This window comes from Pararhizobium sp. LjRoot238, from assembly GCF_964252955.1.
Taxonomy (GTDB): Bacteria; Pseudomonadota; Alphaproteobacteria; order Rhizobiales; family Rhizobiaceae; genus Pararhizobium.
The window spans coordinates 2,503,820-2,524,261 of record NZ_CAXUPP020000001.1 but is presented as its reverse complement, the minus strand read 5'-3'; the positions used below and the strand labels follow the sequence as shown (position 1 = coordinate 2,524,261).

22 protein-coding genes are annotated in these 20,442 nt (G+C 60.0%); 11 read left to right on the top strand and 11 right to left on the bottom strand.

Annotated elements, in window-relative coordinates; genetic code table 11:
* Nucleotides 1–178 precede the first annotated feature (178 nt).
* On the bottom strand, nucleotides 179–1,411 hold the full coding sequence (locus tag ACSQ3F_RS12270) for an ABC transporter substrate-binding protein (RefSeq protein ID WP_436100462.1): 1,233 nt from the start codon (nucleotides 1,409–1,411) through the stop codon (nucleotides 179–181).
* Nucleotides 1,412–1,568: 157 nt separating this feature from the next.
* Between ACSQ3F_RS12270 and ACSQ3F_RS12265 the strand changes: the two genes are divergently transcribed.
* Nucleotides 1,569–2,534, top strand: coding sequence for a helix-turn-helix domain-containing protein (locus tag ACSQ3F_RS12265; protein WP_436100461.1), 966 nt, complete (start codon nucleotides 1,569–1,571; stop codon nucleotides 2,532–2,534).
* 113 nt (nucleotides 2,535–2,647) lie between these two features.
* The gene (locus ACSQ3F_RS12260; RefSeq protein ID WP_436100460.1) at nucleotides 2,648–3,784 is read left to right on the top strand and encodes an alpha-hydroxy acid oxidase; all 1,137 of its coding nucleotides are present in this window, start codon (nucleotides 2,648–2,650) and stop codon (nucleotides 3,782–3,784) included.
* Here ACSQ3F_RS12260 and ACSQ3F_RS12255 read toward each other — a convergent pair whose 3' ends face one another.
* From ACSQ3F_RS12255 to ACSQ3F_RS12220, 8 genes are all read right to left on the bottom strand, one after another.
* Nucleotides 3,785–4,051 (bottom strand): Txe/YoeB family addiction module toxin, encoded by a 267-nt coding sequence (locus ACSQ3F_RS12255; RefSeq protein WP_436102131.1) that lies wholly within the window; start codon nucleotides 4,049–4,051, stop codon nucleotides 3,785–3,787.
* 71 nt (nucleotides 4,052–4,122) lie between these two features.
* A complete protein-coding gene (locus ACSQ3F_RS12250; RefSeq protein ID WP_436100459.1) occupies nucleotides 4,123–4,374 on the bottom strand; it encodes a type II toxin-antitoxin system Phd/YefM family antitoxin in 252 nt (83 codons plus the stop codon).
* Nucleotides 4,375–4,439: 65 nt separating this feature from the next.
* Complete coding sequence (gene uraH, locus ACSQ3F_RS12245) at nucleotides 4,440–4,802, bottom strand: hydroxyisourate hydrolase (RefSeq protein WP_436100458.1); 363 nt, start codon at nucleotides 4,800–4,802, stop codon at nucleotides 4,440–4,442.
* A 16-nt stretch (nucleotides 4,803–4,818) separates the two neighbouring features.
* Entirely contained in the window at nucleotides 4,819–5,316 is a 498-nt protein-coding gene (locus ACSQ3F_RS12240) for an ureidoglycolate lyase (RefSeq protein ID WP_436100457.1), read from the bottom strand.
* Nucleotides 5,317–5,358: 42 nt separating this feature from the next.
* Complete coding sequence (gene uraD, locus ACSQ3F_RS12235; RefSeq protein ID WP_436100456.1) at nucleotides 5,359–5,862, bottom strand: 2-oxo-4-hydroxy-4-carboxy-5-ureidoimidazoline decarboxylase; 504 nt, start codon at nucleotides 5,860–5,862, stop codon at nucleotides 5,359–5,361.
* Nucleotides 5,862–6,791 carry an allantoinase PuuE gene (puuE, locus tag ACSQ3F_RS12230; protein WP_436100455.1) on the bottom strand — a complete coding sequence of 310 codons (930 nt, stop codon included), beginning with the start codon at nucleotides 6,789–6,791 and terminating at the stop codon, nucleotides 5,862–5,864. Before puuE ends, uraD begins: the two co-directional genes overlap by 1 nt.
* 130 nt (nucleotides 6,792–6,921) lie before the next feature.
* A complete protein-coding gene (locus ACSQ3F_RS12225) occupies nucleotides 6,922–7,731 on the bottom strand; it encodes a DUF1045 domain-containing protein (RefSeq protein WP_436100454.1) in 810 nt (269 codons plus the stop codon).
* Between the two features lie 167 nt (nucleotides 7,732–7,898).
* Entirely contained in the window at nucleotides 7,899–9,032 is a 1,134-nt protein-coding gene (locus ACSQ3F_RS12220; RefSeq protein WP_436100453.1) for an NAD(P)/FAD-dependent oxidoreductase, read from the bottom strand.
* A gap of 38 nt (nucleotides 9,033–9,070) precedes the next feature.
* Between ACSQ3F_RS12220 and mnmD the strand changes: the two genes are divergently transcribed.
* Nucleotides 9,071–9,805, top strand: a complete 735-nt coding sequence (gene mnmD / locus ACSQ3F_RS12215; RefSeq protein WP_436100452.1) for a tRNA (5-methylaminomethyl-2-thiouridine)(34)-methyltransferase MnmD — start codon at nucleotides 9,071–9,073, stop codon at nucleotides 9,803–9,805.
* A 115-nt stretch (nucleotides 9,806–9,920) separates the two neighbouring features.
* A complete protein-coding gene (locus ACSQ3F_RS12210; protein WP_436100451.1) occupies nucleotides 9,921–11,507 on the top strand; it encodes a trimethylamine methyltransferase family protein in 1,587 nt (528 codons plus the stop codon).
* A gap of 9 nt (nucleotides 11,508–11,516) precedes the next feature.
* Here the strand turns inward: ACSQ3F_RS12210 and ACSQ3F_RS12205 are convergent, their stop codons facing one another.
* On the bottom strand, nucleotides 11,517–11,963 hold the full coding sequence (locus ACSQ3F_RS12205; protein ID WP_436100450.1) for a host attachment protein: 447 nt from the start codon (nucleotides 11,961–11,963) through the stop codon (nucleotides 11,517–11,519).
* Nucleotides 11,964–12,205: 242 nt separating this feature from the next.
* Between ACSQ3F_RS12205 and ACSQ3F_RS12200 the strand changes: the two genes are divergently transcribed.
* Both ACSQ3F_RS12200 and ACSQ3F_RS12195 read left to right on the top strand, forming a co-directional pair.
* A complete protein-coding gene (locus ACSQ3F_RS12200; protein WP_436100449.1) occupies nucleotides 12,206–13,306 on the top strand; it encodes a DNA alkylation repair protein in 1,101 nt (366 codons plus the stop codon).
* 298 nt (nucleotides 13,307–13,604) lie between these two features.
* Nucleotides 13,605–15,167, top strand: a complete 1,563-nt coding sequence (locus tag ACSQ3F_RS12195; RefSeq protein WP_436100448.1) for a DEAD/DEAH box helicase — start codon at nucleotides 13,605–13,607, stop codon at nucleotides 15,165–15,167.
* Between the two features lie 7 nt (nucleotides 15,168–15,174).
* Here the strand turns inward: ACSQ3F_RS12195 and ACSQ3F_RS12190 are convergent, their stop codons facing one another.
* Entirely contained in the window at nucleotides 15,175–16,110 is a 936-nt protein-coding gene (locus ACSQ3F_RS12190) for a DMT family transporter (protein ID WP_436100447.1), read from the bottom strand.
* Between the two features lie 370 nt (nucleotides 16,111–16,480).
* Here ACSQ3F_RS12190 and ACSQ3F_RS12185 point away from each other — a divergent pair, with 370 nt between their 5' ends.
* The 5 genes from ACSQ3F_RS12185 to ACSQ3F_RS12165 all read left to right on the top strand — a co-directional run bounded on the left by ACSQ3F_RS12185 (nucleotide 16,481) and on the right by ACSQ3F_RS12165 (nucleotide 20,390).
* A complete protein-coding gene (locus ACSQ3F_RS12185; RefSeq protein WP_436102130.1) occupies nucleotides 16,481–17,875 on the top strand; it encodes a circularly permuted type 2 ATP-grasp protein in 1,395 nt (464 codons plus the stop codon).
* Nucleotides 17,876–17,880: 5 nt separating this feature from the next.
* Nucleotides 17,881–18,819 (top strand): alpha-E domain-containing protein, encoded by a 939-nt coding sequence (locus tag ACSQ3F_RS12180; RefSeq protein WP_436100446.1) that lies wholly within the window; start codon nucleotides 17,881–17,883, stop codon nucleotides 18,817–18,819.
* Between the two features lie 25 nt (nucleotides 18,820–18,844).
* The gene (locus ACSQ3F_RS12175; protein WP_436100445.1) at nucleotides 18,845–19,666 is read left to right on the top strand and encodes a transglutaminase family protein; all 822 of its coding nucleotides are present in this window, start codon (nucleotides 18,845–18,847) and stop codon (nucleotides 19,664–19,666) included.
* 68 nt (nucleotides 19,667–19,734) lie between these two features.
* On the top strand, nucleotides 19,735–19,974 hold the full coding sequence (locus tag ACSQ3F_RS12170) for a type II toxin-antitoxin system Phd/YefM family antitoxin (RefSeq protein ID WP_436100444.1): 240 nt from the start codon (nucleotides 19,735–19,737) through the stop codon (nucleotides 19,972–19,974).
* Complete coding sequence (locus tag ACSQ3F_RS12165) at nucleotides 19,971–20,390, top strand: type II toxin-antitoxin system VapC family toxin (protein ID WP_436100443.1); 420 nt, start codon at nucleotides 19,971–19,973, stop codon at nucleotides 20,388–20,390. The genes ACSQ3F_RS12170 and ACSQ3F_RS12165 overlap by 4 nt, the downstream gene beginning before the upstream one ends.
* Nucleotides 20,391–20,442 lie beyond the last annotated feature (52 nt).

Here is a 20,442-nt window from a genome sequence, read left to right as displayed (position 1 = left end):
CCTCTTGCTCGGCAAACCCCCTCCCCCTTGTGGGGAGGGTTGGGAGGGGTCTTTTCTGCTATTCGAAAGAACCCCTCCCCGTCGCTTCGCTCCGACCCTCCCCACAAGGGGGAGGGTTGTTCCGAGACCGCCGCTCCTCCATCCATAACCCGGGACAAATGAGCTAAATATTTGAGCCTTACTTGTAGATGCGGCCGCGTGCCTTTTCGAGGCGTTCGAGGATCGCGTCGACATTGTCCGGCTTGACCATGAACTGCTGGAAGCCTTCCATGCCGGCCTTGGCCATTTCAGCCGGGGCGTCGCGGTCGTAGAACTGGGCAAGCGCATAGGCATTTGCCAGCATTTCGAAGCCGGCCTTCAGGAACGGATCTTCCGACTTGGCGGACTGGTTGTTGACCGGAAGCTGCCCCAAGACCTCGTTCATCTTGGTCTGGGCCTCAGGCGTTGCCAGATAGGCGAGGAACTTGCGGGCATCTTCCTTGTTCTTCGCACCCGATGGGATGTGGAAGGACTCGGTCGGTGCGTCTTCGGCCATCGGGATGCCGGCGGTGATTTCCGGGAACTGCAGGAAGCCGATCTGGTCTGCCTTCAATCCGCCATCCACCATTGCGGCGACTGCGAAGTTACCCATCAGATACATCGGTGCCTTGCCCTGGACGAACTGCGGAATGGCGTCCTGCCAGTCGATCGCCGCGTGGTTTTCCAGGAAATAGCCGGGCTTGACCAGTTCGGCCCATTTTTCGAAGACGGCCTTCACCTTCGGATCGGTGTAGGGAACCTTGCCGGCGGTGAGGTCCATGTGGAACTCGTAGCCATTGACGCGCAGGTTGAGATAGTCGAACCAGCCGCCCGTCGGCCACAGCGCCTTGGTGCCGATCGCAAACGGCGTCATGCCGGCTGCCTTGATCTTCTCGCAGGCGGCGACGAGTTCGGCCCAGTTCTTCGGCGGCGTGATGCCTTCTTTTTCGAAGATGTCCTTCCGGTAATAGATGCCCCACTGATAGTAGGAATAGGGAATGCCCCATTTCTTGCCGTCGATTTCCATCGACTTGACGGCGGACTTCAACTGGTCGTCGAGCTTGTTTTCAGCCCAGAGGTCGGAGACGTCCTCGAACAGGCCGGCCTTGACGAAGGGGGCCATGCGGTTGCCGGAATACCAGGATACGACGTCTGGGGCATCTGCGGTCAGGAAGTTGCGGATCGCCGACTTATAGCCTTCGTGGTCGAAATTGTTCCACTTGATGGTCACGTCCGGATGGGCAACCTTGAAGCCTTCGAGCAGCGTTTCCATCGCCTTCTTCGGCGCCGGATCGGACTGGTCGGAGTTGATGACGAGCTCGCCTGCGAAGGCTGCGGACATGGTGAGCGCATAGCCGAGCGCGAGCCCGGTGGCGGCTTTAAAAGAAATCATTTTATCCTCCCAAGGATCAGCGTGTGGTGCCGTTGCCTCCTGCGGCTGTCTTGTTCCTCTTTCCGCATGAGCCGCTTGACCTTGCCGCCGAAACCCGCAATCTTCTTCCGACATTTCAGCGTAAACTTCCGGTTTCCTAACATCAGCAGGATATGAAATGACGCGGCGCCCGAAACTCGTGAACAGGCTCGGTGCAACACCGGTCCACCCGGAACGCGACCCGGCGCATCCGCTGGTCGTCTTTGGCGATCATCGCTTCTGCGCTGGCGACAACATCAACGTGCGACGAATGGAAGGCCCGCATATGCACAGCCAGATCGAGCTGAATTTCGTGCTCGAAGGCGAGATGACCTATTGGTTCGACGGACGCGAGCTCAGCGTCTCCGAGGGACGGTTATGCCTGTTCTGGGGCATGATCCCGCATCAGGTAACGGACATAAAGGAACCGACTCGGTTTATCTGCCTCTATGTGCCGATGTCCGTCTTTCTGGCGCTGCCAAGCCTTAGCCGGTTCCGCGACGCGGTCTTCCGCGGAGCCATGATCGAGGCACTCGATATCCGCCCCTACGACCGCGACATCTTCATGCGATGGCGCGAGGAGCTTCTGTCGGGCGACGAGGAACTGGAGCAGATCGTGCGTGAGGAACTGGGCGCCCGCGTGCGCCGCCTCGACCGCGAAGGCTGGCGCGACCTGCGCGAGCAAGGATCGGCCATCGCCTCCTTTGAGCATCACGACGCCGACCGCATGTTCCATGTCGAGCGCATGATGCGCTTCATCACCGAACATGCCTTGGAAAACATCACATCCGAGGATGTGGGACGCGATGTCGGCCTGCATCCGAACTATGCCATGGGTATCTTCAAGCGCACTGTCGGCATGACCGTCAACCAATCGATCGTCCGCCATCGCCTCGATACCGCCCAGTCGCTGCTCATTTCCACAGACCTGCCGATCACGACCGTCGCCTTCGAGGCGGGTTTCGGTTCGCTCTCCCGTTTCTACGAGGCCTTCCACGACCGGTTTGGGACGAAGCCCGGAACGTTCCGGCGCCGCCTCGCCAAACCACCGCGAGCACGGGAGGTTCATGCCACTACAAACGGTCAAATTCTTGAACCTGGCTGAACCGGACAATAAAAAGAGGTAAGTTTTTTTTACCTCTTGTCAATTTGCCCCCTTAACAAAATTTCGAAAACCATGATATTGCAGAGGCAGTCCCCGCGAAGAAAGCCCGCCCTATGTCGCAAATCCTCGAAATCCGCGATCTCAAAGCCGCCGCCAAGCGCCGCGTGCCAAAGATGTTTTTCGATTATGCCGACAGCGGAGCCTGGACCGAAGGCACGTACCGCGCCAACGAGGAAGATTTCTTAAAGATCAAGCTGCGCCAGCGGGTGCTGGTCGACATGACGAACCGGTCGCTCGAAAGCACGATGATCGGCCAGAAGGTTTCCATGCCGGTCGCGCTTTCGCCGACCGGCCTGACCGGCATGCAGCATGCCGACGGCGAGATGCTGGCGGCGAAGGCGGCTGAGGAGTTCGGCGTGCCCTTCACGCTCTCGACCATGAGCATCTGCTCGATCGAGGATGTCGCCTCCGCGACGACCAAGCCTTTCTGGTTCCAGCTCTACGTCATGCGCGACCGCGATTTCGTCAGGAACCTGATCGACCGTGCCAAAGCGGCGAAATGCTCGGCGCTGGTGCTGACACTCGATCTGCAGATCCTCGGCCAGCGCCATAAGGACCTGCGCAACGGCCTGTCCGCGCCTCCAAAGTTCACGCCGAAACATATCTGGCAGATGGCGACGCGTCCGCTCTGGTGCATGCAGATGTTGCAGACCAAGCGTCGCAGCTTCGGCAACATCGTCGGCCACACCAAGAACGTCTCGGACCTGTCCTCTCTTTCGGTTTGGACGGCCGAACAGTTCGATCCGCGGCTGTCCTGGGACGACGTCGCCTGGATCAAGGAATTGTGGGGTGGGCCGCTCATCCTTAAGGGCGTCCTCGACGTCGAGGACGCCAAGATGGCGGCACGAACCGGCGCCGACGCGATCATCGTTTCCAACCATGGCGGCCGCCAGCTCGACGGCGCGCCTTCTTCGATCAGCATGCTGCCGAAGATCGTCGATGCGGTCGGCGACATGATCGAGGTCCATATCGACGGTGGTATCCGCTCCGGTCAGGATGTGTTGAAAGCGATCGCGCTTGGTGCCAAGGGCACCTATATCGGCCGCCCCTTCCTCTACGGCCTCGGCGCAGGCGGCAAGGCCGGCGTAACGCTTGCGCTCGATATCATCCGCAAGGAACTCGACATCACCATGGCGCTCTGCGGCAAGCGGGATATCCGGGACATCAACCGGGATGTGATTGCGGAGTAATCAGTAGTGGAAGCGGCATTGCAAGATGATGATCATCCGGCGATCGCCTTCTCCCTCCACCCTGTAGACCAGGCGATGTTCTTGCGTGATACGACGCGACCAATGATTTTTTAGCTGGTTTCTCAGAGGTTCCGGTTTGCCGAGGCCTTCAAACGGATGACGTAGAGTGTCTTTGATCAATTCATTGATCCGCGCGAGTATTTTCGCATCATTCTGCTGCCAGTAGAGATACTCTTTCCAGCCGTCAGGTTCCCAAGCAATTTTCATCGGCATGGCGAGCTTCCCTTCTATTTGGAAACCCGCACGTCATGCGCGGTCGTTTCATCGCTTGGTCTTCTTCAGTCAATCAAATCGTGGAATTCGATCTTTCCCGCGTTCACGTTATCTACGGCTTCCATCAGCCGCTTTGCATTGGCAGGTGATGAGAGAAGGTGTAGCGTTTCCAGCATCCCTTCATATTCTCTCTTGTCGACCAGGATGGCAGATTCCTTGTCGCGACGCACGATTTCAATCGGCGCGCGGTCCTGGCTCACTTCATCCAACAAGCTCGCCAACTCGGCCCTTGCTTTTGAAAACATAACCGTGCGCATAGGACGCCTCTTAAATTAACTTGTACCACATATAGTACGAATCACAGTTCGGTCAAGATTTTCTATCAACTCCCCCGATACGTCGAATAGCTGAACGGCGAGAGCAGCAACGGCACGTGATAGTGGCTTGCCGCATCGGCGATGCCGAAGCGCAGCGGGATGAGATCGAGGAAGGCCGGTTCCGGCAGGCTGGCGCCCGTCGCGCGCAGATAGTCCCCCGCATGGAACAGCAGTTCGTAGGTGCCGACAGTGAACGCCTCTCCCTCCAGCATCGGCCCATCGACCCGGCCATCGCTGTTGGTTTCGACCGTCCGCAGCAGGCGGCGCCCCTCTCCCTCGAGGAGAAACAGGTCGATCTTCAGACCCTGTGCCGGTTTTCCAAGAGCGGTATCGAGGACGTGGGTTGTCAGGCGGCCGGATTTGCTCATCGGAATTTGCTCGCGCTCACACGGGGTTGGGAATGATGAAGGGCTCGTCGTAAAAGACTTCGACCAGATTGTTGCCCGGACCTTCGCGATCCACAACCAGGAAATCGCTGACCGCGCCGACGGCCATCAGGGGGTGGTGCCAGACATTGCGGCCATAGTTGACACCTTGGCTGCCCGTCGCAAGGAAAACGCGCGGGAAACCCGGCTTGCCGTTGTCGTCCGGCGCGACGACAGCAAGCCACGAACCACCGCCGATCGGCGAAAAGCTCTGCGACCCCAGCGGATGGCGTTCCATCATCGTCAGGTTATAAGGGAAGCTGCGCGGCTGGCCGCGAAAAATGTTGATGATCACGCGGGCACCCTCACCCGTCACATCGACATAGGCAAGCGCGTGAAACCGCTCCGTCGAACCGGCATTGATCAACCGCAAGGAGGCCGGGTCCGTTTCGATGACCGTGCCGAAGGGAGCGAAGGCGGCCTGCGTCAGAGGCTCGATCGTCAAGAGGTGCTGCATCAGATCGCCGGTCCCGCCACAGAGAAGCGTGGCGGCATAGTGTTAGACATTGTCTTCTCCCGGAAGCATGGAACGCAAACGCAAGAGCGCGATCTTTTCGACCTGCGCTGAAGCCGTCTCAAATTCCTCTTGCCGGTCATTGTCAATCCGCCTTTCGAAGGCAGACAGAATATCGTTCTTGTTCAGCCCCTTCACGGCGATAATGAAGGGAAACGCGAATTTTTCGGTGTAGGCAGCGTTCAGTTCGGTGAAACGAGCATGTTCGGAAGGTGTCAACCGGTCGAGCCCGGCTGACGCCTGTTCTGCCTTCGAGTCCTCGGTCAACTCTCCCGCGATCGCCAGCTTTCCCGCAAGATCGGGATGCGCCCTTAGAACCGCCAGGCGCTCAGCATCCGAGGCAGCACGGAACGCCGTAGCGAGCGCGGCATGCACGCCATCGGCCGTCAGCGTAATATGCGGATTTTGATCGAAGGCCCGCTCCGCCACCCAGGGCGAATGCTCAAAGACACCGCCGAAGCGCGCGACGAAGTTTTCGCGCGCGCTCATCACAAACCGCCCTCCGGCTTGTGATGCTCGTACCAGTGTCGGGCGATATCGATACGCTTGGGGGTCCAGACCTTCTCATGGCTCAAGACATAATCGATGAACCGGGCAAGCGCCGCGGCCCGGCCGGGGCGGCCGACAAGACGACAGTGTAGGCCGACATTCATCATCTTCGGGCTGCCCTCCTTGCCCTCCGCATAGAGCACGTCGAAAGTGTCCTTCAGATAGGCGAAAAACTGATCACCGGAGTTGAAGCCCTGCGGCGTCGCAAAGCGCATGTCGTTGGCATCGAGCGTGTAGGGGATGATCAGATGCGGCTTGTCCTTGGTCAGGCCCGGCACCCAATAGGGCAGTTCGTCGGCATAGCTGTCGGAGGAATAGACGAAGCCGCCCTCCTCCAGAACGAGTTTCAAGGTGTTGTTAGACGGCTTGCCCTGATACAGGCCGAGCGGATGCGAGCCGGTCAGTTCCTTGTGCAGACGCACGGCTTCGCGGATGTGCTTGCGCTCTTCCTCTTCGGGAAAATCCTTGTATTCGAGCCAGCGATAGCCATGGCTGGCGATCTCCCAGCCAGCTTCCTTCATGGCGGCGACTGCTTCCGGATTGCGCGCCATGGCGAGCGTCACACCATAGACGGTCACATCGACATTGCGGCTGGTGAACATCCGCCAGAGCCGCCAGAAGCCGGCACGCGCGCCGTATTCGTAGATCGACTCCATGTTGAGATTGCGCTGGCCGGGCCAGGGCTGCGCACCGACGATTTCCGACAGCAGCGATTCGGACGCCTTGTCGCCATCGAGAATGCAGCTTTCGCCGCCTTCCTCGTAGTTGACCACGAACTGCACCGCGATGCGCGCATCGCCCGGCCACCGGACCTGCGGAGGATTGCGGCCGTAGCCGATGAGATCACGCGGATAGGATTGCTCTGCCATCAAATCACCCTTCGAATTTGCCGGAACGGTAGCATCCGGGACCGGAAAATCGAAGTCCAAATGGCGGAAATCGTTGTCTATCCAAGGTGGGAACAAGCTATTGCCCCAACTGCAACAACCCAGCCCCTAATCAGCAATTCGCCTGGAGACGACGAGCGACGAGCGCCGCCTTTGTCCCGGAAGCGCGTACTGGCATGTCCGATATCGCCGTTGTGCTCACACGCGCGCTGGCTGCAACCGGTCGGTGCGCTGACAGCTTGCCGAGCGGGTGCTGCGAATGGACACGCAGCGGCGCTCCGGCCTCCGGCTCGATAAAGAGCGCAAGGCTGGAAATCTTTAGCGGTTCGTTCAGCAGAGGCCCGAAAAATTCGCGCAGCGCCGTCTCGAAGCGGGTGTTGAGATTGGGGTGAACCGGTCCCGTCAGCATCATGTGAAAGCGGTACTCGTCCATCACATAGGGATAACCCCAGCGATGCAGATTGGAAAACTGCGGCGCCGTCAACCGGTCCGGATCCTGCCGCTCGATCTCCACGTCACTCAGCGGCGCACGGAACATGTCGAACGCCTGGACGACCGACGCAGCAAGGTGGTTCATTTGTTCACAGGGAACTGAGGGCGCCAAACCATAGAACTCGCCAAGCCTTGCAATTTCCATGCGGGGAATTTCGAACGGCGTCACGGTGCTGGCAAAATGCATCAGGGATTTCAAGAGCGCCGCTTCGCTGGTTTCGTCATGAAGCCGGAACGGTGCCTTGATGGTACCGTGAAAGCCGTAGCGGCGCGGCACAGCCGTATGGAACGCCAGTTCGTGCCGGCTGAAGCCGGCGATCGAGGGCGCTTCCGGCGCTTCGCCGGAATAGACGTTACGGCCAAGCCAGCTTGCCGCTGCGACCGACAAAGGATCGTAGATCGACGGCGTATAATAGATGGCGTACCGCATCGGCTCCGCTCCGTTGCAACTCAATCTGCAACCGGGGTTAAGTGATTTGCGCGACAGAATGACGAAGAATAACGGCCGCCGCGTCTATGACTATTACGGCGTCCCGCCCTACTGGATGTCGTCTCTCCCGAATGCTCATGGCCCCGCTGTTGCTGAGCTTCTGTTTTTCAGAGTTTCAACAGGTCGAAATGCGACTGGCAGCGGAACGACGCAGGCAGAGCGTCGTCGGGTTCGCCGCAGATTTCGTCAATCACGCTCGCCGCCAGACGATGCGCGATGCCGAAACTGATCTTGAAACCGCCGGTCAAGGCGCGGATCCGCCGGTGATCCGGATGGCGTCCAACCATCGGATCGCGCCCTATCGCCTTCGGACGCACGCCAGCCCAGCGCTCTATAACCGACGCATCGCGAATGCGCGGTACCAGGTCTGCCGCGCGGGCTAAAAGGGTATCCAGCTGCTCGTCTGTTGAAAAAGGCGCTTCGAAGGTGTTTTCGCTGGTGCTGCCGACGGCGACCATGCCGTTTTCATGCGGCACGATGTAAAGTCCATCCGTGAAGACGACCGGCAGGCTCGGATCGATATCGGCTTTCAGCAGCGCCGCCTGCCCTTTGACGCCTGTGCCGGTCGAAGCGGGCGCATTCGCCAAACTGTCCAGCAGGGGAAACGCGCCGACGCCGTTGGCGAGGATGCAGTCGCCAAAAGCCTCCGCGTGGCCATCAGCGAAGTCAGCGCGTCCCGCGACCGCATCGATGTGAACGACATCCCGCCCCTCTTCGATCCGCACATGCCGCGAGCGGCGCAGATAAGTGGAGAGCATCACAAGGTATGGCCGGGGGGCGACCCTTGCGGCCAGTGTGTCGAACACCACGCCGCTTTCTGCAAAGGCGGTGTCGAGCCAGTCGTCGACGGGAGGCTGGTCACGAACATGCCAATGAAATTGCCTCTCCCCGACGCGCCAGTTGACGAGCGCTTCCTGCTCATGGCGAAGAGCGATGCCACGCAGATGCGGCTTGGCCAGTGGCATGAGGCGGCCCGAACGGCGATAGCCCGCCGAAAGGCCCGTCTCGGCCTCAAGCGCTGCAATCTCACTTTCCAGCGAAACGAGGGCGTCGAACTGAAACTGCTTCTTGGCATTCCACCGGTCCGGCATATGCGGCATCAGCGCGCCGAGTACGCCGCCACTCGCGCCCGCGCCGATCGTGGCGCGCTCCACCAGCAGCGTTTTCAGTCCGGCCCGCTCGGCCATCACGCCGGCCCAGAGCCCCATGATGCCGCCGCCGACGATCAACAGATCCGTCATCGATTGACCTTCTCAGATATGGAGATTATCGGTTCGCCATGACCCGCGAGAACCTGGAAAATACAGCAGTGCCAGATCGGCAAACGCTTGAATGGCACGAGGGCGATATGCCCTATTCGCAGGAATTTGGCGACCATTTTTATTGCCGCGAGGATGGCCGGCTGGAATGCGGCCATGTGTTTCTCTCTGGCAATGGTCTGCCGGGGCGCTGGCAGCGGCCGGGCGAATTCCGTATCGGCGAACTCGGCTTCGGCACTGGCTTGAATTTCTGTGAAACCTGGCGGCAATGGAAAGAGACGCGCCCCCAAGGAGGGGAGCTTCATTTCGTCTCGTTCGAACGCTTTCCGATGCGCCCCGGCGATATCGATCGGGCATTGTCACGCTGGCCGGAAATCGATGTGGAACGGGAAGCCCTCGTTGCACAATGGCCAGAGAAGCCGAGTGGATATGTCACTCTCGACGTCGGCAGTGATATTCGCCTTACCGTCGTCTGCGGCGTCGCCTTTGACGAGATCGCCGACTTTTCCGGCATGTTCGACGCCTGGTATCTCGACGGTTTCGCACCCCGGCGCAATCCCGACATGTGGTCGGGAGAGCTGATGCGGCTGGTCTGCGACAAGACAGTCGAACGCGGCACGTTCGCCACCTATGCCGCCGCCGGTTTCGTCCGCCGCAATCTTGAGGCTGCCGGCTTCACCATCGAGCGACGGCCCGGCTTTGGAGCCAAGCGCGAAATGCTCTCCGGCGTGAAATCGACATCCCGCGTCGCTTAAAAACCAGCCCTCGCAACCATCCTTCTCTGCCAGGGAAGTTTGCTGTCGCAAATGGTGGCGCATTCCGGGTGTCGAATCTACACCATGTTTTTCTGTCCAAACCGATGGAAAAGCAATGAGCGAGAACGAACGTCCGCACTCCTCTCTGACCGACGCAGATGCTCCCATGGAACGCCGCCGACGAACCGGCGGGCGTGGCGCGGACCGCTCGCGCAAGAGTACGGGCGGTTCGAAATATCTCAACCTCGTCAATACGATGGCGAAATCCACGGTCCTGACGGAAGAGGCGCTGGAGGCCATTCACGATGCCTCGCTGACGATCCTTGAGGAAATCGGCATGGACGTCATCCTGCCGGAAGCGCGCGCCCGCATGAAGGCCGCCGGCGCCGACGTCACGCCCGGCACCGACCGTGTCCGCTTCGATCGCGGACTGATCATGGACATGGTGTCGTCCGTGCCCTCCGGCTTCACCATGCATGCCCGCAACCCGATCCGCAATGTCGAGATCGGCGGCAACAATCTGGTCTTTGCGCAGATCGCATCAGCCCCGTTCGTTGCCGATCGCGAGGGCGGGCGCCGAGCCGGCAACCAGGAAGATTATCGCAAGCTGGTGAAGCTCGCTCAATCCTACGATATCGTCCACACGACCGGCGGCTACCCGGTCGAGCCGGTCGATATCCACGCCTCGGTGCGCCATCTCGATTGCCTCTCCGATATGGTGAAGCTCACCGACAAAGTGTTCCACTGCTATTCGCTTGGGGCACAGCGCAACCTCGATGCACTGGAGATCGCCCGCATCGGGCGCGGCATCACCGCCGAGCAGATGGAGACCGAGCCCTCGCTCTTCACCATCATCAACACCTCATCGCCGCTGCGCCTCGACGGACCGATGCTGCAGGGCATCATCGAGATGTCGTCGCGCAACCAGGTCGTCGTTGTCACGCCCTTCACCCTGGCGGGTGCCATGGCGCCTGTGACCATCGCCGGCGCCGTCGTGCAGCAGAACGCCGAGGCCTTGGCTGGTATCGCCTTCACCCAGATGGTGCGACGCGGCGCACCCGTCATGTATGGCGGCTTCACCTCCAACGTCGACATGAAGACCGGCGCGCCCGCCTTCGGCACGCCGGAATATATGAAGGCTGTCATTGTTGGCGGACAGCTCGCGCGCCGCTACAATATCCCGTACCGCACCTCCAACACCAATGCTTCGAATACGCTCGATGCGCAGGCGGCCTACGAATCGGCACTGTCGCTCTGGGCGCTGACACAAGGGGGCGGCAACTTGATCATGCATTCGGCCGGCTGGAGCGAAGGCGGCCTGACGGCGTCCTTCGAGAAATTCATTCTGGATGTCGATATGCTGCAGATGGTCGCCGAGTTCCTGAAACCGCTCGACGTCAGCGAGGATGCGCTTGGTCTTGACGCCGTCCGCGATGTCGGTCCGGGTGGCCACTATTTCGGCACGGCGCACACGCTGGCCCGCTACGAAACGGCCTTCTATTCGCCGATCCTCTCCGATTGGCGCAATTTCGAGACCTGGACGGAAGCGGGGCGGCCGACGACCTATGATCACGCCAACCGCGTCTTCAAGGAAAAACTGAACGAATATGAGCGCCCTCCGCTCGATCCGGCCATCGAGGAGGAACTCGACTCCTTTGTTGCCCGCCGGAAAGCCGAGGGCGGCGTTCCGACAGACTTTTGAAGAAGAGGATTAGCTGGACAGCGCGGCGCGGACCGACGAGATCAGCTTCTCGGTCGGCAGGTTGCTGTAATCCTTGCTGATTTCCGCTGTGGTTTTCGCGCGCGTGGCGTCGGAGAGTATCGAGCGCAAATGGCCGAGCGTCTGCGGAGCGGCGCAAAGCACGAGGCGGTCGAAAGCCCCTTTCCGTGCATAGGTGTCGAGCTTGCTGGCCACGTCCGAGGTGAACCTCTCCTGTTCCTCGCGCACCGGATCGCTCGAATATTCCATCGCCGAACGGCCGTATCCGTTCGAGGAATGGCTTCTCCCGGGCTTGTCAGCCATGATGTCTTGGACACGCTTGGTATCCAGCTGAAAGATTTCCTGCTCGGGGCTCTGGGGTCCATCCTTTAGAAAATTCACGCCCTTCAGAAGGCGCGCATGATTGCCGTCGGCGGCAAGAATCCATGTCGTCGTCATCGTTTACTCCCTCGAGCATAGCCACTCGGCGTTCACATGGCACAGCACCGACGGCACCGCGACTGAACGCTGGTCGTGCCCCGCCGGAAACGAGGCACAAAAGAATTAACGCGCGAGGAAAAAGGAAAGTTCCCGAAAAAAATCGAAATCCGCGGGATGACGCTAAAGAGCGGCAAACCGTATCTACATTCCCGCCGAGGCAGCGGTTATGGTCGAGCGGAATCACATCCTGGATCTGTCCTGTGGCTGAACCGCTGAAGAACCTTTTGCATCCGGCTCTCGTAAAAACGATGGCGGAAGATATTGCTGCCAACACCGGTGCGTTCGACAAGGCACGCTTCATCGATCTCGCCACGCGCGACATGCAGCAACTGGAACTGATGCAGCGGTCGATCCAGATTCGCGACGCACTGGTTGAAACCCTCCCGGCTGAGTTTGCCGAAGCGGCGGCCATCCTGTCCGCGAGCCTGCCGCAGAATGGAGACTCAGGCCTGGTTGGGTGGGCGCTCTTGCCGGTCAGCCAATTCGTGGCACAAAGGGGTCTGGATAATTTCGATCTTTCGCTCGTCCTGCTGAAAGAGCTGACGCCGCATTTCACCGCTGAATTCGGCATCCGCCCTTTCATCCATCTCAATCAGGAACGGGCGCTGGCGACGATTGGCAACTGGACGACAGACCGGAACCACCATGTCCGCAGGCTCGCCAGCGAAGGCACCCGGCCACGTCTTCCCTGGGCCATGCGCCTGCCCGCTTTGATGCGCGATCCGCAGCCGATCCTGCCGATCCTGACCGCCCTTCTGGATGACCGGGAGGAGTATGTGCGCCGCTCTGTTGCCAACAGCCTGAACGATATTGCCAAGGACCACCCGGATCTGGTCGCCGATTTCGTGGCACAGCATGTCGCCGACGCATCGGCGGAGCGGCGGCAATTGCTGCGCCATGCCTCGCGAACGCTGTTGAAAAAGGGACACGCGGCGGCTCTGGCAAATTTCGGCTTTGCGCCGCTCTCCGGCATCACAGCAGCTTTGAACATCCAGACGGAAAGCGTCGATTTCGGCAATTCGCTCGCCTTCACGCTGGCCATCACCAATCAGGGTGCTGCGTCGCAACAAGTGATGATCGACTACGCGATCCACCATCGCAAAGCCAATGGCGGCCTTGCGCCCAAAATCTTCAAGTGGAAGAGCCTCACGCTGAAACCCCGTGAAACCGTGGAGATGCCCCGCCAGCATGCCATCCGCGCCATCACCACGCGGCAATATTATCCCGGCGGCCACCGGCTCGAAATCCTGGTAAACGGCGCAGTTCTGGCAAGCGGTGCGTTTCAGCTCGTCATGCCATGAGGGCACCCCTCTTCGCACCTGCAAAAACTATCACTTGACTTTTGACGGTAAAACAACGACATGGGGCCAGCGTCACCTTCTGGCCGCCGCGTGAGCGAGCCCTGCGGGATTTCACCGATCCGTACCGAAGGATAAGCGCACCAGAGAATGTCTTGCCAAACGCGGCAAGATGCAGCGCAGACAGCTTAATCAACCCACAAGTTCCCAGATCACGCGGGGTTCTTGACGCAAGGCGAAACCGGAACCGCATGGTGCAGTTCCGGCGATGTTCGTTTTGCGCCCCCGAAAAGGTAATACATTGACCACTTTTAAAGACCTTGGCCTTTCCGAGCATGTTCTTTCGACCCTCTCCTCCCTGGGGTTCGAAACGCCGACGCCAATTCAGGCTGAAGCGATCCCGCTCGTGATGGAAGGCCATGACCTTATCGGTCTCGCCCAGACCGGCACTGGCAAGACGGCCGCTTTCGGCCTGCCGATGATCGAAAAGATGCTCGCCGACGGCAAGCGTCCCGATCCGCGCAACATTCGCGCCCTTGTTCTCGCTCCGACCCGTGAGCTCGTGAACCAGATCGCCGCAAACCTGAAGGACTTCGTCAAGAAGACCCCGATCAAGATCGGCCTCGTCGTCGGCGGTGCATCGATCAACAAGCAGTCCGAGCAGCTCGCCCGCGGCGTCGACATTCTCGTCGCCACACCCGGCCGCCTTCTCGATCTCGTCACCCGCCGCGCCGTGACCCTGACCCAGGCCCGTTACCTCGTTCTCGACGAAGCCGACCAGATGCTGGACCTCGGCTTCATCCACGACCTGCGCAAAATCTCCAAGCTGGTTCCGAAGAACCGCCAGACGCTGCTGTTTTCGGCAACGATGCCAAAGGCAATCGCTGAACTGGCCAGCGAATATCTGAGCAATCCGAAGCGCGTCGAAGTTTCCCCTCCGGGCAAGGCAGCCGACAAGGTCGAGCAGTATGTTCACTTCGTTGCCGGCGCCAGCCAGAAGACCGAAATCCTGAAGAAGACGCTGACCGAGAACCCGGATGGCCGCGCCATGGTCTTTTCGCGCACCAAACACGGCGCCGAGAAACTGATGAAGCATCTGGAGCATGTCGGCTACTCCGTCGCTTCGATCCATGGCAATAAGAGCCAGGGTCAGCGCGAACGGGCACTCAAGGCATTCCGTGATGGCGAAACGCGCGTTCTCGTCGCAACCGACGTCGCTGCGCGCGGTATCGATATTCCGGGCGTCACCCACGTTTACAACTATGATCTGCCGGAAGTGCCGGACGCCTATGTGCACCGTATCGGCCGTACCGCTCGCGCCGGTCGCGACGGCATCGCCATCGCCTTCTGCGCTCCGGACGAAATCCGCCTGCTGCGCGATATCGAACGCCTGATGAAGATCGACATCGCTGTTGCCAGCGGCGAAGTTCCGGCCGACCGCGCTCGCCCGAAGGGTGCCCGCGGTGGCAACGGCGCCCGCAACACGTCGCGTCCGGCCGGCAATGGACACAACGAGCGCCGCCCCCGTCCGCAGGGCGGCAGCGACAATGTGCACCGCGCTGAACGTTCGGCTCCGAGCCCGTTTGCAGGCGACGATCTTCTGGTAACTGGCGAAGGCCAGCAGAAGAAGCAGCACCGCAAGGGCCAGGGCCCGGCAGCACAGGCCGCCCACGAGCAGGCCCTTGCCAAGCGCCCCGGCGGCAACCGCAATGGACGTCCCGGCCAGAAGCAGGGCGAATGGCGCAACCGCAACCATGGCGGCAATGCCGCTGGCAACCAGAGCCGCGAAGGCGGCAATGGCGCCGGTGCTCAAGGCCAGCGCCGCCGCGCCAACGGCAACGGACCGCGCCGCGACGAGGCATGAGCCTCTTCTATGCGTCCTGCGAACTAAAAGCGGCGGGCTCGACCCGCCGCTTTTTTTGCGGCGACGAGACCGTCTTGCGATTGGTGAGATAGACACCGGTCACCGCGATCACCGTTCCAACGATCATCGGCAGCGTCAGCGCCTCATCGAAAAACAGCCAAGCCTGCACGGCAGCCAGCGGCGGCACCAGATAGATCAGCGAGGCCGCGCGCGACACCTGCCCGCGCCGAATCAGATAGAGCAGCAGCGCAATCGCCCCCATCGACAGGCCGAGCACCGCCCAGCCGAGCGCGGCAAACAACTGCACGCTCCAGACGACCCGCATGTCCTCCAGGAAAAATGCCAGCGGCAGCGTGACGATCAGCGCGCCGACATATTGCAGTGTCGCGATCGAGCGGATGTCGCCGTCCTGCAGATGCCGCTTCTGATAGATCGTGCCGTAGGTGACGGCCGCCATACCCAGAACGTTGATGATCACCGGGAACAGGTGGATCGGCGTCACACCCGTGTCGATCGCCATGACCTTCGGCACGACCGCCAGTGCAATACCGAGAAAGCCGAGAATCAGACCAAGTTTCTGCTGGCCCGACAGGTTTTCACCGATCAGAGCAGGAGCCACGGCCGCCGTCATCAACGGCTGCAGCCCGGCAATAATACCGGAGATTGCCGCCGGAACGCCTTGCCCGATCGCCCACCATACGGCGCCGAGATAAAGCCCGTGCAGGAAGATGCCGGAAACGACCGCATGCCCGGCCGCAGCCCATGTTTTCGGCCAGGCGGCTCCAGTCGCGAGACAGAAGCCGATGAAAAGCAGCGTGGCGAGCAGGTAGCGCAGCACCAGGAAGGTCAGCGGATCGGCATAGATGCCGGCGTATTTCGCCATCACCCAACCCGTCGACCAGAGCAAAACGAAAATGGCCGGAGCCAGGCGGTCGAGGGTCATCTATGCTCCTGATGCGATTTCGTGATCCGCGCCTTGCGTAGAGCGGCGCGGGATGATGGTCAAAGCAAAATTCCTGATGTTTAGCTTCAACGATCTGCGCAGAAGCCATTTTTTTCATGAGCAAAAAATAGGCAGGCTCATCCTTTGCGGCGGGGAATTTTATCGGCGTTCGAAATCACGCTGATGATTGTGAATCGAAAGCGCTTAAACATGCATCGCTTCAACCACCGAAACGCGGTCTCAGGCCCAAAAAAGCGGCAATCCGGCGTTGAAATTTCTTTTGCCTTCCAGTGAGCATGCTTCTTGCATTGCCCGTGCTGTTGTACTCAAATGGCAAAAAAAGGGGACCACACCGTTGGCATTTGACGAAATGATGAATGCGGACAATAGCCCGCGCCAGCCTTACTCGACTTACAATGATTGGTACGCAGCCCAAGACAAGGCCCGCCTGATTGCAAAATCAAAAGACGCCGAAAACATCTTCCGCAAGACGGGCATCACCTTCGCGGTCTACGGACACGCCGACAGCTCCGAAAAACTCATCCCCTTCGACCTGATCCCGCGCATCATTTCCGGCCGCGAATGGCGCAAGCTGGCGCAAGGCATCGAGCAGCGGGTCATTGCCCTCAACGCTTTCCTCGACGACATCTACCACAAGCAGGAAATCATCAAGGCGGGCCGAATCCCACGCGAGTTGATCGAGCGCAACGAAGCCTTCCTGCCGCAGATGATCGGTTTCCGGCCGCCGGGCGGCGTCTATACACACATCGTCGGCACGGACATCGTGCGCACCGGCGAAGACCAGTTCTATGTTCTGGAAGACAATGCCCGCACCCCGTCCGGTGTCAGCTACATGCTGGAAAACCGTGAAACGATGATGCAGATGTTCCCGGAACTCTTCCATCAGAACCGCGTCCGCCCGGTCGAGAACTACCCCTATCTGCTGCGCCACAGCCTGGCGTCGCTCGCCCCTCCCGGCTGCGAAGGCAAACCACGTGTCGCGGTGCTTACCCCAGGTATCTACAACTCGGCCTATTACGAACACGCCTTCCTCGCCGACATGATGGGCGTCGAACTTGTCGAAGGCTCGGACCTGCGCGTCATCGACGGCAGGGTGAAGATGCGCACCACGCGCGGCTACGAGGCGATCGACGTCCTTTATCGCCGCGTTGACGACGATTATCTCGATCCTCTCACCTTCAAGCCCGAATCGGCGCTCGGCATTCCGGGGATCATGGATGTCTATCGCGCCGGCAACATCACCATCGCCAACGCGCCGGGGACCGGCATCTGCGACGACAAGGCGATCTATTCCTATATGCCGGAGATCGTCGAGTTCTATACCGGCCGCAAGGCTCTGCTCGAAAACGTGCCGACCTGGCGTTGTTCGGAACCCGACAGCCTGAAATACGTGCTCGAAAATCTTGCAGATCTTGTCGTCAAGGAAGTGCACGGTTCCGGTGGCTACGGCATGCTCGTTGGCCCGACCGCCTCCAAGAAGGAGCGTGCCATTTTCGCCGAAAAGCTCAAAACACGGCCGACAAATTATATTGCGCAGCCGACCCTTTCTCTCTCGACAGTGCCAATCCTCGTCAACAAGGGCATTGCTCCGCGCCATGTGGATCTGCGCCCCTATGTCCTCGTCTCCGACAAGGTGCAGATCATTCCGGGCGGACTGACCCGCGTGGCTTTGAAGGCCGGCTCGCTGGTGGTGAATTCCAGCCAGGGCGGCGGCACCAAGGATACCTGGGTTCTGGAGGACTGACACGCATGCTTGGAAGAACCGCAAACGGCCTTTACTGGATGTTCCGCTATATCGAGCGGGCCGAAAACAGCGCCCGCCTGATCGATGCTGGCCTGCGCATGTCGCTCACACGCTCGCAGGCGACGGAAGACGACTGGGACGGCGTGCTGCAAAGCTCTGGCGTCCGCGACATCTATGACGACCTCTACGAAAATCTGACCAGCACCGACGCGATCGACTTTCTGCTGCGCGACAAGTCGAATCCTTCGAGCGTGATGTCGTGCATTGACTCCGGCCGCAACAACGCCCGTATGGTGCGAACGGCTCTGACACGGGAAACCTGGGAAGCCACCAACGAATGCTGGCTCGACCTGAAGACGATGCTCGCCCGGCGCGTCCGGCCTGCCGACCTGCCTGAGGCAATCGATGCGATCAAACGCAAGACCGGCCTGATCCGTGGCGCATTCCACGGCACGATGCTGCGCAACGAGATCTTCAATTTCTCGCGCATCGGCACCTTCATCGAACGGGCGGACAACACGGCGCGCATTCTGGATGTGAAATACTACGTGCTGCTTCCGGCGGTCTCGCAGGTCGGTTCGTCGATCGACAACGTGCAATGGGAATCGATCCTGCGGTCGGTCTCGGCACATCGCTCCTACGGCTGGGTCTACGAGGCGGAATACAAGCCATCGCATATCGCCGACTTCCTGATCCTCAACGGACGCATGCCGCGCTCTCTGGCCTATTGTTATGAAAAGATCGCCAGCAATCTCGGTTATCTCGCCCGTGAATATGGCGAAAGCCATGCAGCGCACGCAACCGCCGAGGAAACCCTGGCGTCGCTGCGCAGTCATTCGATCAAGGACGTGATGGACCAGGGGCTGCACGAATATATCGAGAACTTCATCAGCCACAACAACCGTCTGGGACAGGAAATCTCCGACGGCTACCGGTTCTACTAGGCTATCGGTTGGGGGGGAAAGAGACATGCGTCTGAAGATCAGCCACACGACCGAATACACCTATGACGAGCCGGTGCAATATTCGCTGCAGCGGCTGCGACTGACGCCGCTGACCCAGCCCGGCCAGACCGTCATCAGCTGGGAGACCTCCGTCGAGGGCGCCCATATGGAGGTTGGCTACGACGATCACTTTGGCAACAGGGTCAACCTCGTCAGCGTCAATGGCGACCAGACGGCCATTCGCATCGTCGCCAGCGGCGAAGTCGAGACGGAAGACAAGGCCGGCGTCTACGGCGTCCACCAGGCCTATGCACCGCTCTGGCTTTACCTGCGCGAGACGCCGCTGACGAAGATGACAAAGCCGATCCGCAATCTCGCCAAGGCGATGAGCGGCGACACGGACCTCGCCAGGATGCATGCGCTGATGGGCAAGATCAACGAGATTGTCGAATACAGGCCGGGCGAAACCGGAACGGAGACGACGGCAGAGGAAGCTTTGCAAAAGAAAAGCGGCGTCTGCCAGGATCATGCCCACATCATGATTGCAGCCGCCCGCACGCTTGGCCTGCCCGCCCGCTACATCTCCGGCTACCTGATGATGGAAGACCAGCCGGAACAGGCGGCAAGCCATGCCTGGGTGGAAGTGCATCTGAACGGCCTCGGCTGGGTCGGCTTCGACGCCGCCAACAACCTCTGCCCCGACGAGCGCTATGTCCGCATCGCCTGCGGGCTGGACTACCGCGATGCCGCGCCGATTTCCGGGCTCGTTCATGGCTCGGCGACGGAGGCGCTGAAGGTGGCGGTAACCGTGGAGCAGCAGGAACAGAGCCAGACCCAGAGTCAATGAACTCTAAACGGGCATTTACCTAGCCCGAATTCTGGTCTAAAATTTAGACCAGAATTGGAGGCATGTCTGTGGCAAAAATCGGCGCGTTCGAAGCAAAGACACATTTTTCCGACTTACTGGCCCGTGTCGCGAACGGCGAGGAAATCACAATAACCAAACATGGTAAGGCAATCGCGCGGCTCGTGAGTGCCGATCCCTCGGAGAACTTGGCACCCGAAACCGCCTTTCAAAAACTGAAAGAACTGCGCCGGTCGAATACGCTCGGCGGCCTTTCCTGGAAAGAGCTCCGGGATGACGGCCGCAAATGATGACCGTGATCGACGCTTCGATCGCGCTTTCCTGGTGCTTTGACGACGAGGCTTCGGATGAGACCGATGTCGTCGCGCAGGATGTCATCGCGAACGGTGGACTGGTCCCTTCGCTTTTTCATCTGGAACTGGCAAACGTGCTGCTTCAGGCCGAGCGGCGAGGACGGATTTCCGCCTCGGAGATTGCACAGAGGCTTGACCTGATAGCGCAGATACCGCTTGAGACCGACCCGCAAACGGCGGGACGTGCCTGGAACGAAACCCTGTCGCTCGCCAGAACCCATAAATTGACGAGCTATGACGCTGCCTATCTCGAGCTGGCATCTCGAAAGGGCGCAGCGCTCGCTACAAAAGACAAAGCGCTCGCTACGGCGGCACGCCACCTTGGTTTAACCGTCCTTGGTACAAAGTCATGACCTCCACCAGAGGCGGAGGTCATGACTTTGGATACAGAAAAGGCGGAGCAAA

What these genes read in the sequence shown, in the direction of transcription:
- ACSQ3F_RS12175 (WP_436100445.1), top strand. Translation starts at nt 18,845, where the DNA reads ATGCGTCTGAAGATCAGCCACACGACCGAATACACCTATGACGAGCCG.
- ACSQ3F_RS12225 (WP_436100454.1), bottom strand. Translation starts at nt 7,731, where the DNA reads ATGCGGTACGCCATCTATTATACGCCGTCGATCTACGATCCTTTGTCG.
- ACSQ3F_RS12190 (WP_436100447.1), bottom strand. Translation starts at nt 16,110, where the DNA reads ATGACCCTCGACCGCCTGGCTCCGGCCATTTTCGTTTTGCTCTGGTCG.
- uraH (WP_436100458.1), bottom strand. Translation starts at nt 4,802, where the DNA reads ATGAGCAAATCCGGCCGCCTGACAACCCACGTCCTCGATACCGCTCTT.
- mnmD (WP_436100452.1), top strand. Translation starts at nt 9,071, where the DNA reads ATGACCCGCGAGAACCTGGAAAATACAGCAGTGCCAGATCGGCAAACG.
- ACSQ3F_RS12250 (WP_436100459.1), bottom strand. Translation starts at nt 4,374, where the DNA reads ATGCGCACGGTTATGTTTTCAAAAGCAAGGGCCGAGTTGGCGAGCTTG.
- ACSQ3F_RS12205 (WP_436100450.1), bottom strand. Translation starts at nt 11,963, where the DNA reads ATGACGACGACATGGATTCTTGCCGCCGACGGCAATCATGCGCGCCTT.
- uraD (WP_436100456.1), bottom strand. Translation starts at nt 5,862, where the DNA reads ATGAGCGCGCGCGAAAACTTCGTCGCGCGCTTCGGCGGTGTCTTTGAG.
- ACSQ3F_RS12270 (WP_436100462.1), bottom strand. Translation starts at nt 1,411, where the DNA reads ATGATTTCTTTTAAAGCCGCCACCGGGCTCGCGCTCGGCTATGCGCTC.
- ACSQ3F_RS12185 (WP_436102130.1), top strand. Translation starts at nt 16,481, where the DNA reads ATGATGAATGCGGACAATAGCCCGCGCCAGCCTTACTCGACTTACAAT.
- ACSQ3F_RS12180 (WP_436100446.1), top strand. Translation starts at nt 17,881, where the DNA reads ATGCTTGGAAGAACCGCAAACGGCCTTTACTGGATGTTCCGCTATATC.
- ACSQ3F_RS12165 (WP_436100443.1), top strand. Translation starts at nt 19,971, where the DNA reads ATGATGACCGTGATCGACGCTTCGATCGCGCTTTCCTGGTGCTTTGAC.
- ACSQ3F_RS12220 (WP_436100453.1), bottom strand. Translation starts at nt 9,032, where the DNA reads ATGACGGATCTGTTGATCGTCGGCGGCGGCATCATGGGGCTCTGGGCC.
- ACSQ3F_RS12240 (WP_436100457.1), bottom strand. Translation starts at nt 5,316, where the DNA reads ATGCAGCACCTCTTGACGATCGAGCCTCTGACGCAGGCCGCCTTCGCT.
- ACSQ3F_RS12210 (WP_436100451.1), top strand. Translation starts at nt 9,921, where the DNA reads ATGAGCGAGAACGAACGTCCGCACTCCTCTCTGACCGACGCAGATGCT.
- ACSQ3F_RS12265 (WP_436100461.1), top strand. Translation starts at nt 1,569, where the DNA reads ATGACGCGGCGCCCGAAACTCGTGAACAGGCTCGGTGCAACACCGGTC.
- ACSQ3F_RS12260 (WP_436100460.1), top strand. Translation starts at nt 2,648, where the DNA reads ATGTCGCAAATCCTCGAAATCCGCGATCTCAAAGCCGCCGCCAAGCGC.
- puuE (WP_436100455.1), bottom strand. Translation starts at nt 6,791, where the DNA reads ATGGCAGAGCAATCCTATCCGCGTGATCTCATCGGCTACGGCCGCAAT.
- ACSQ3F_RS12255 (WP_436102131.1), bottom strand. Translation starts at nt 4,051, where the DNA reads ATGAAAATTGCTTGGGAACCTGACGGCTGGAAAGAGTATCTCTACTGG.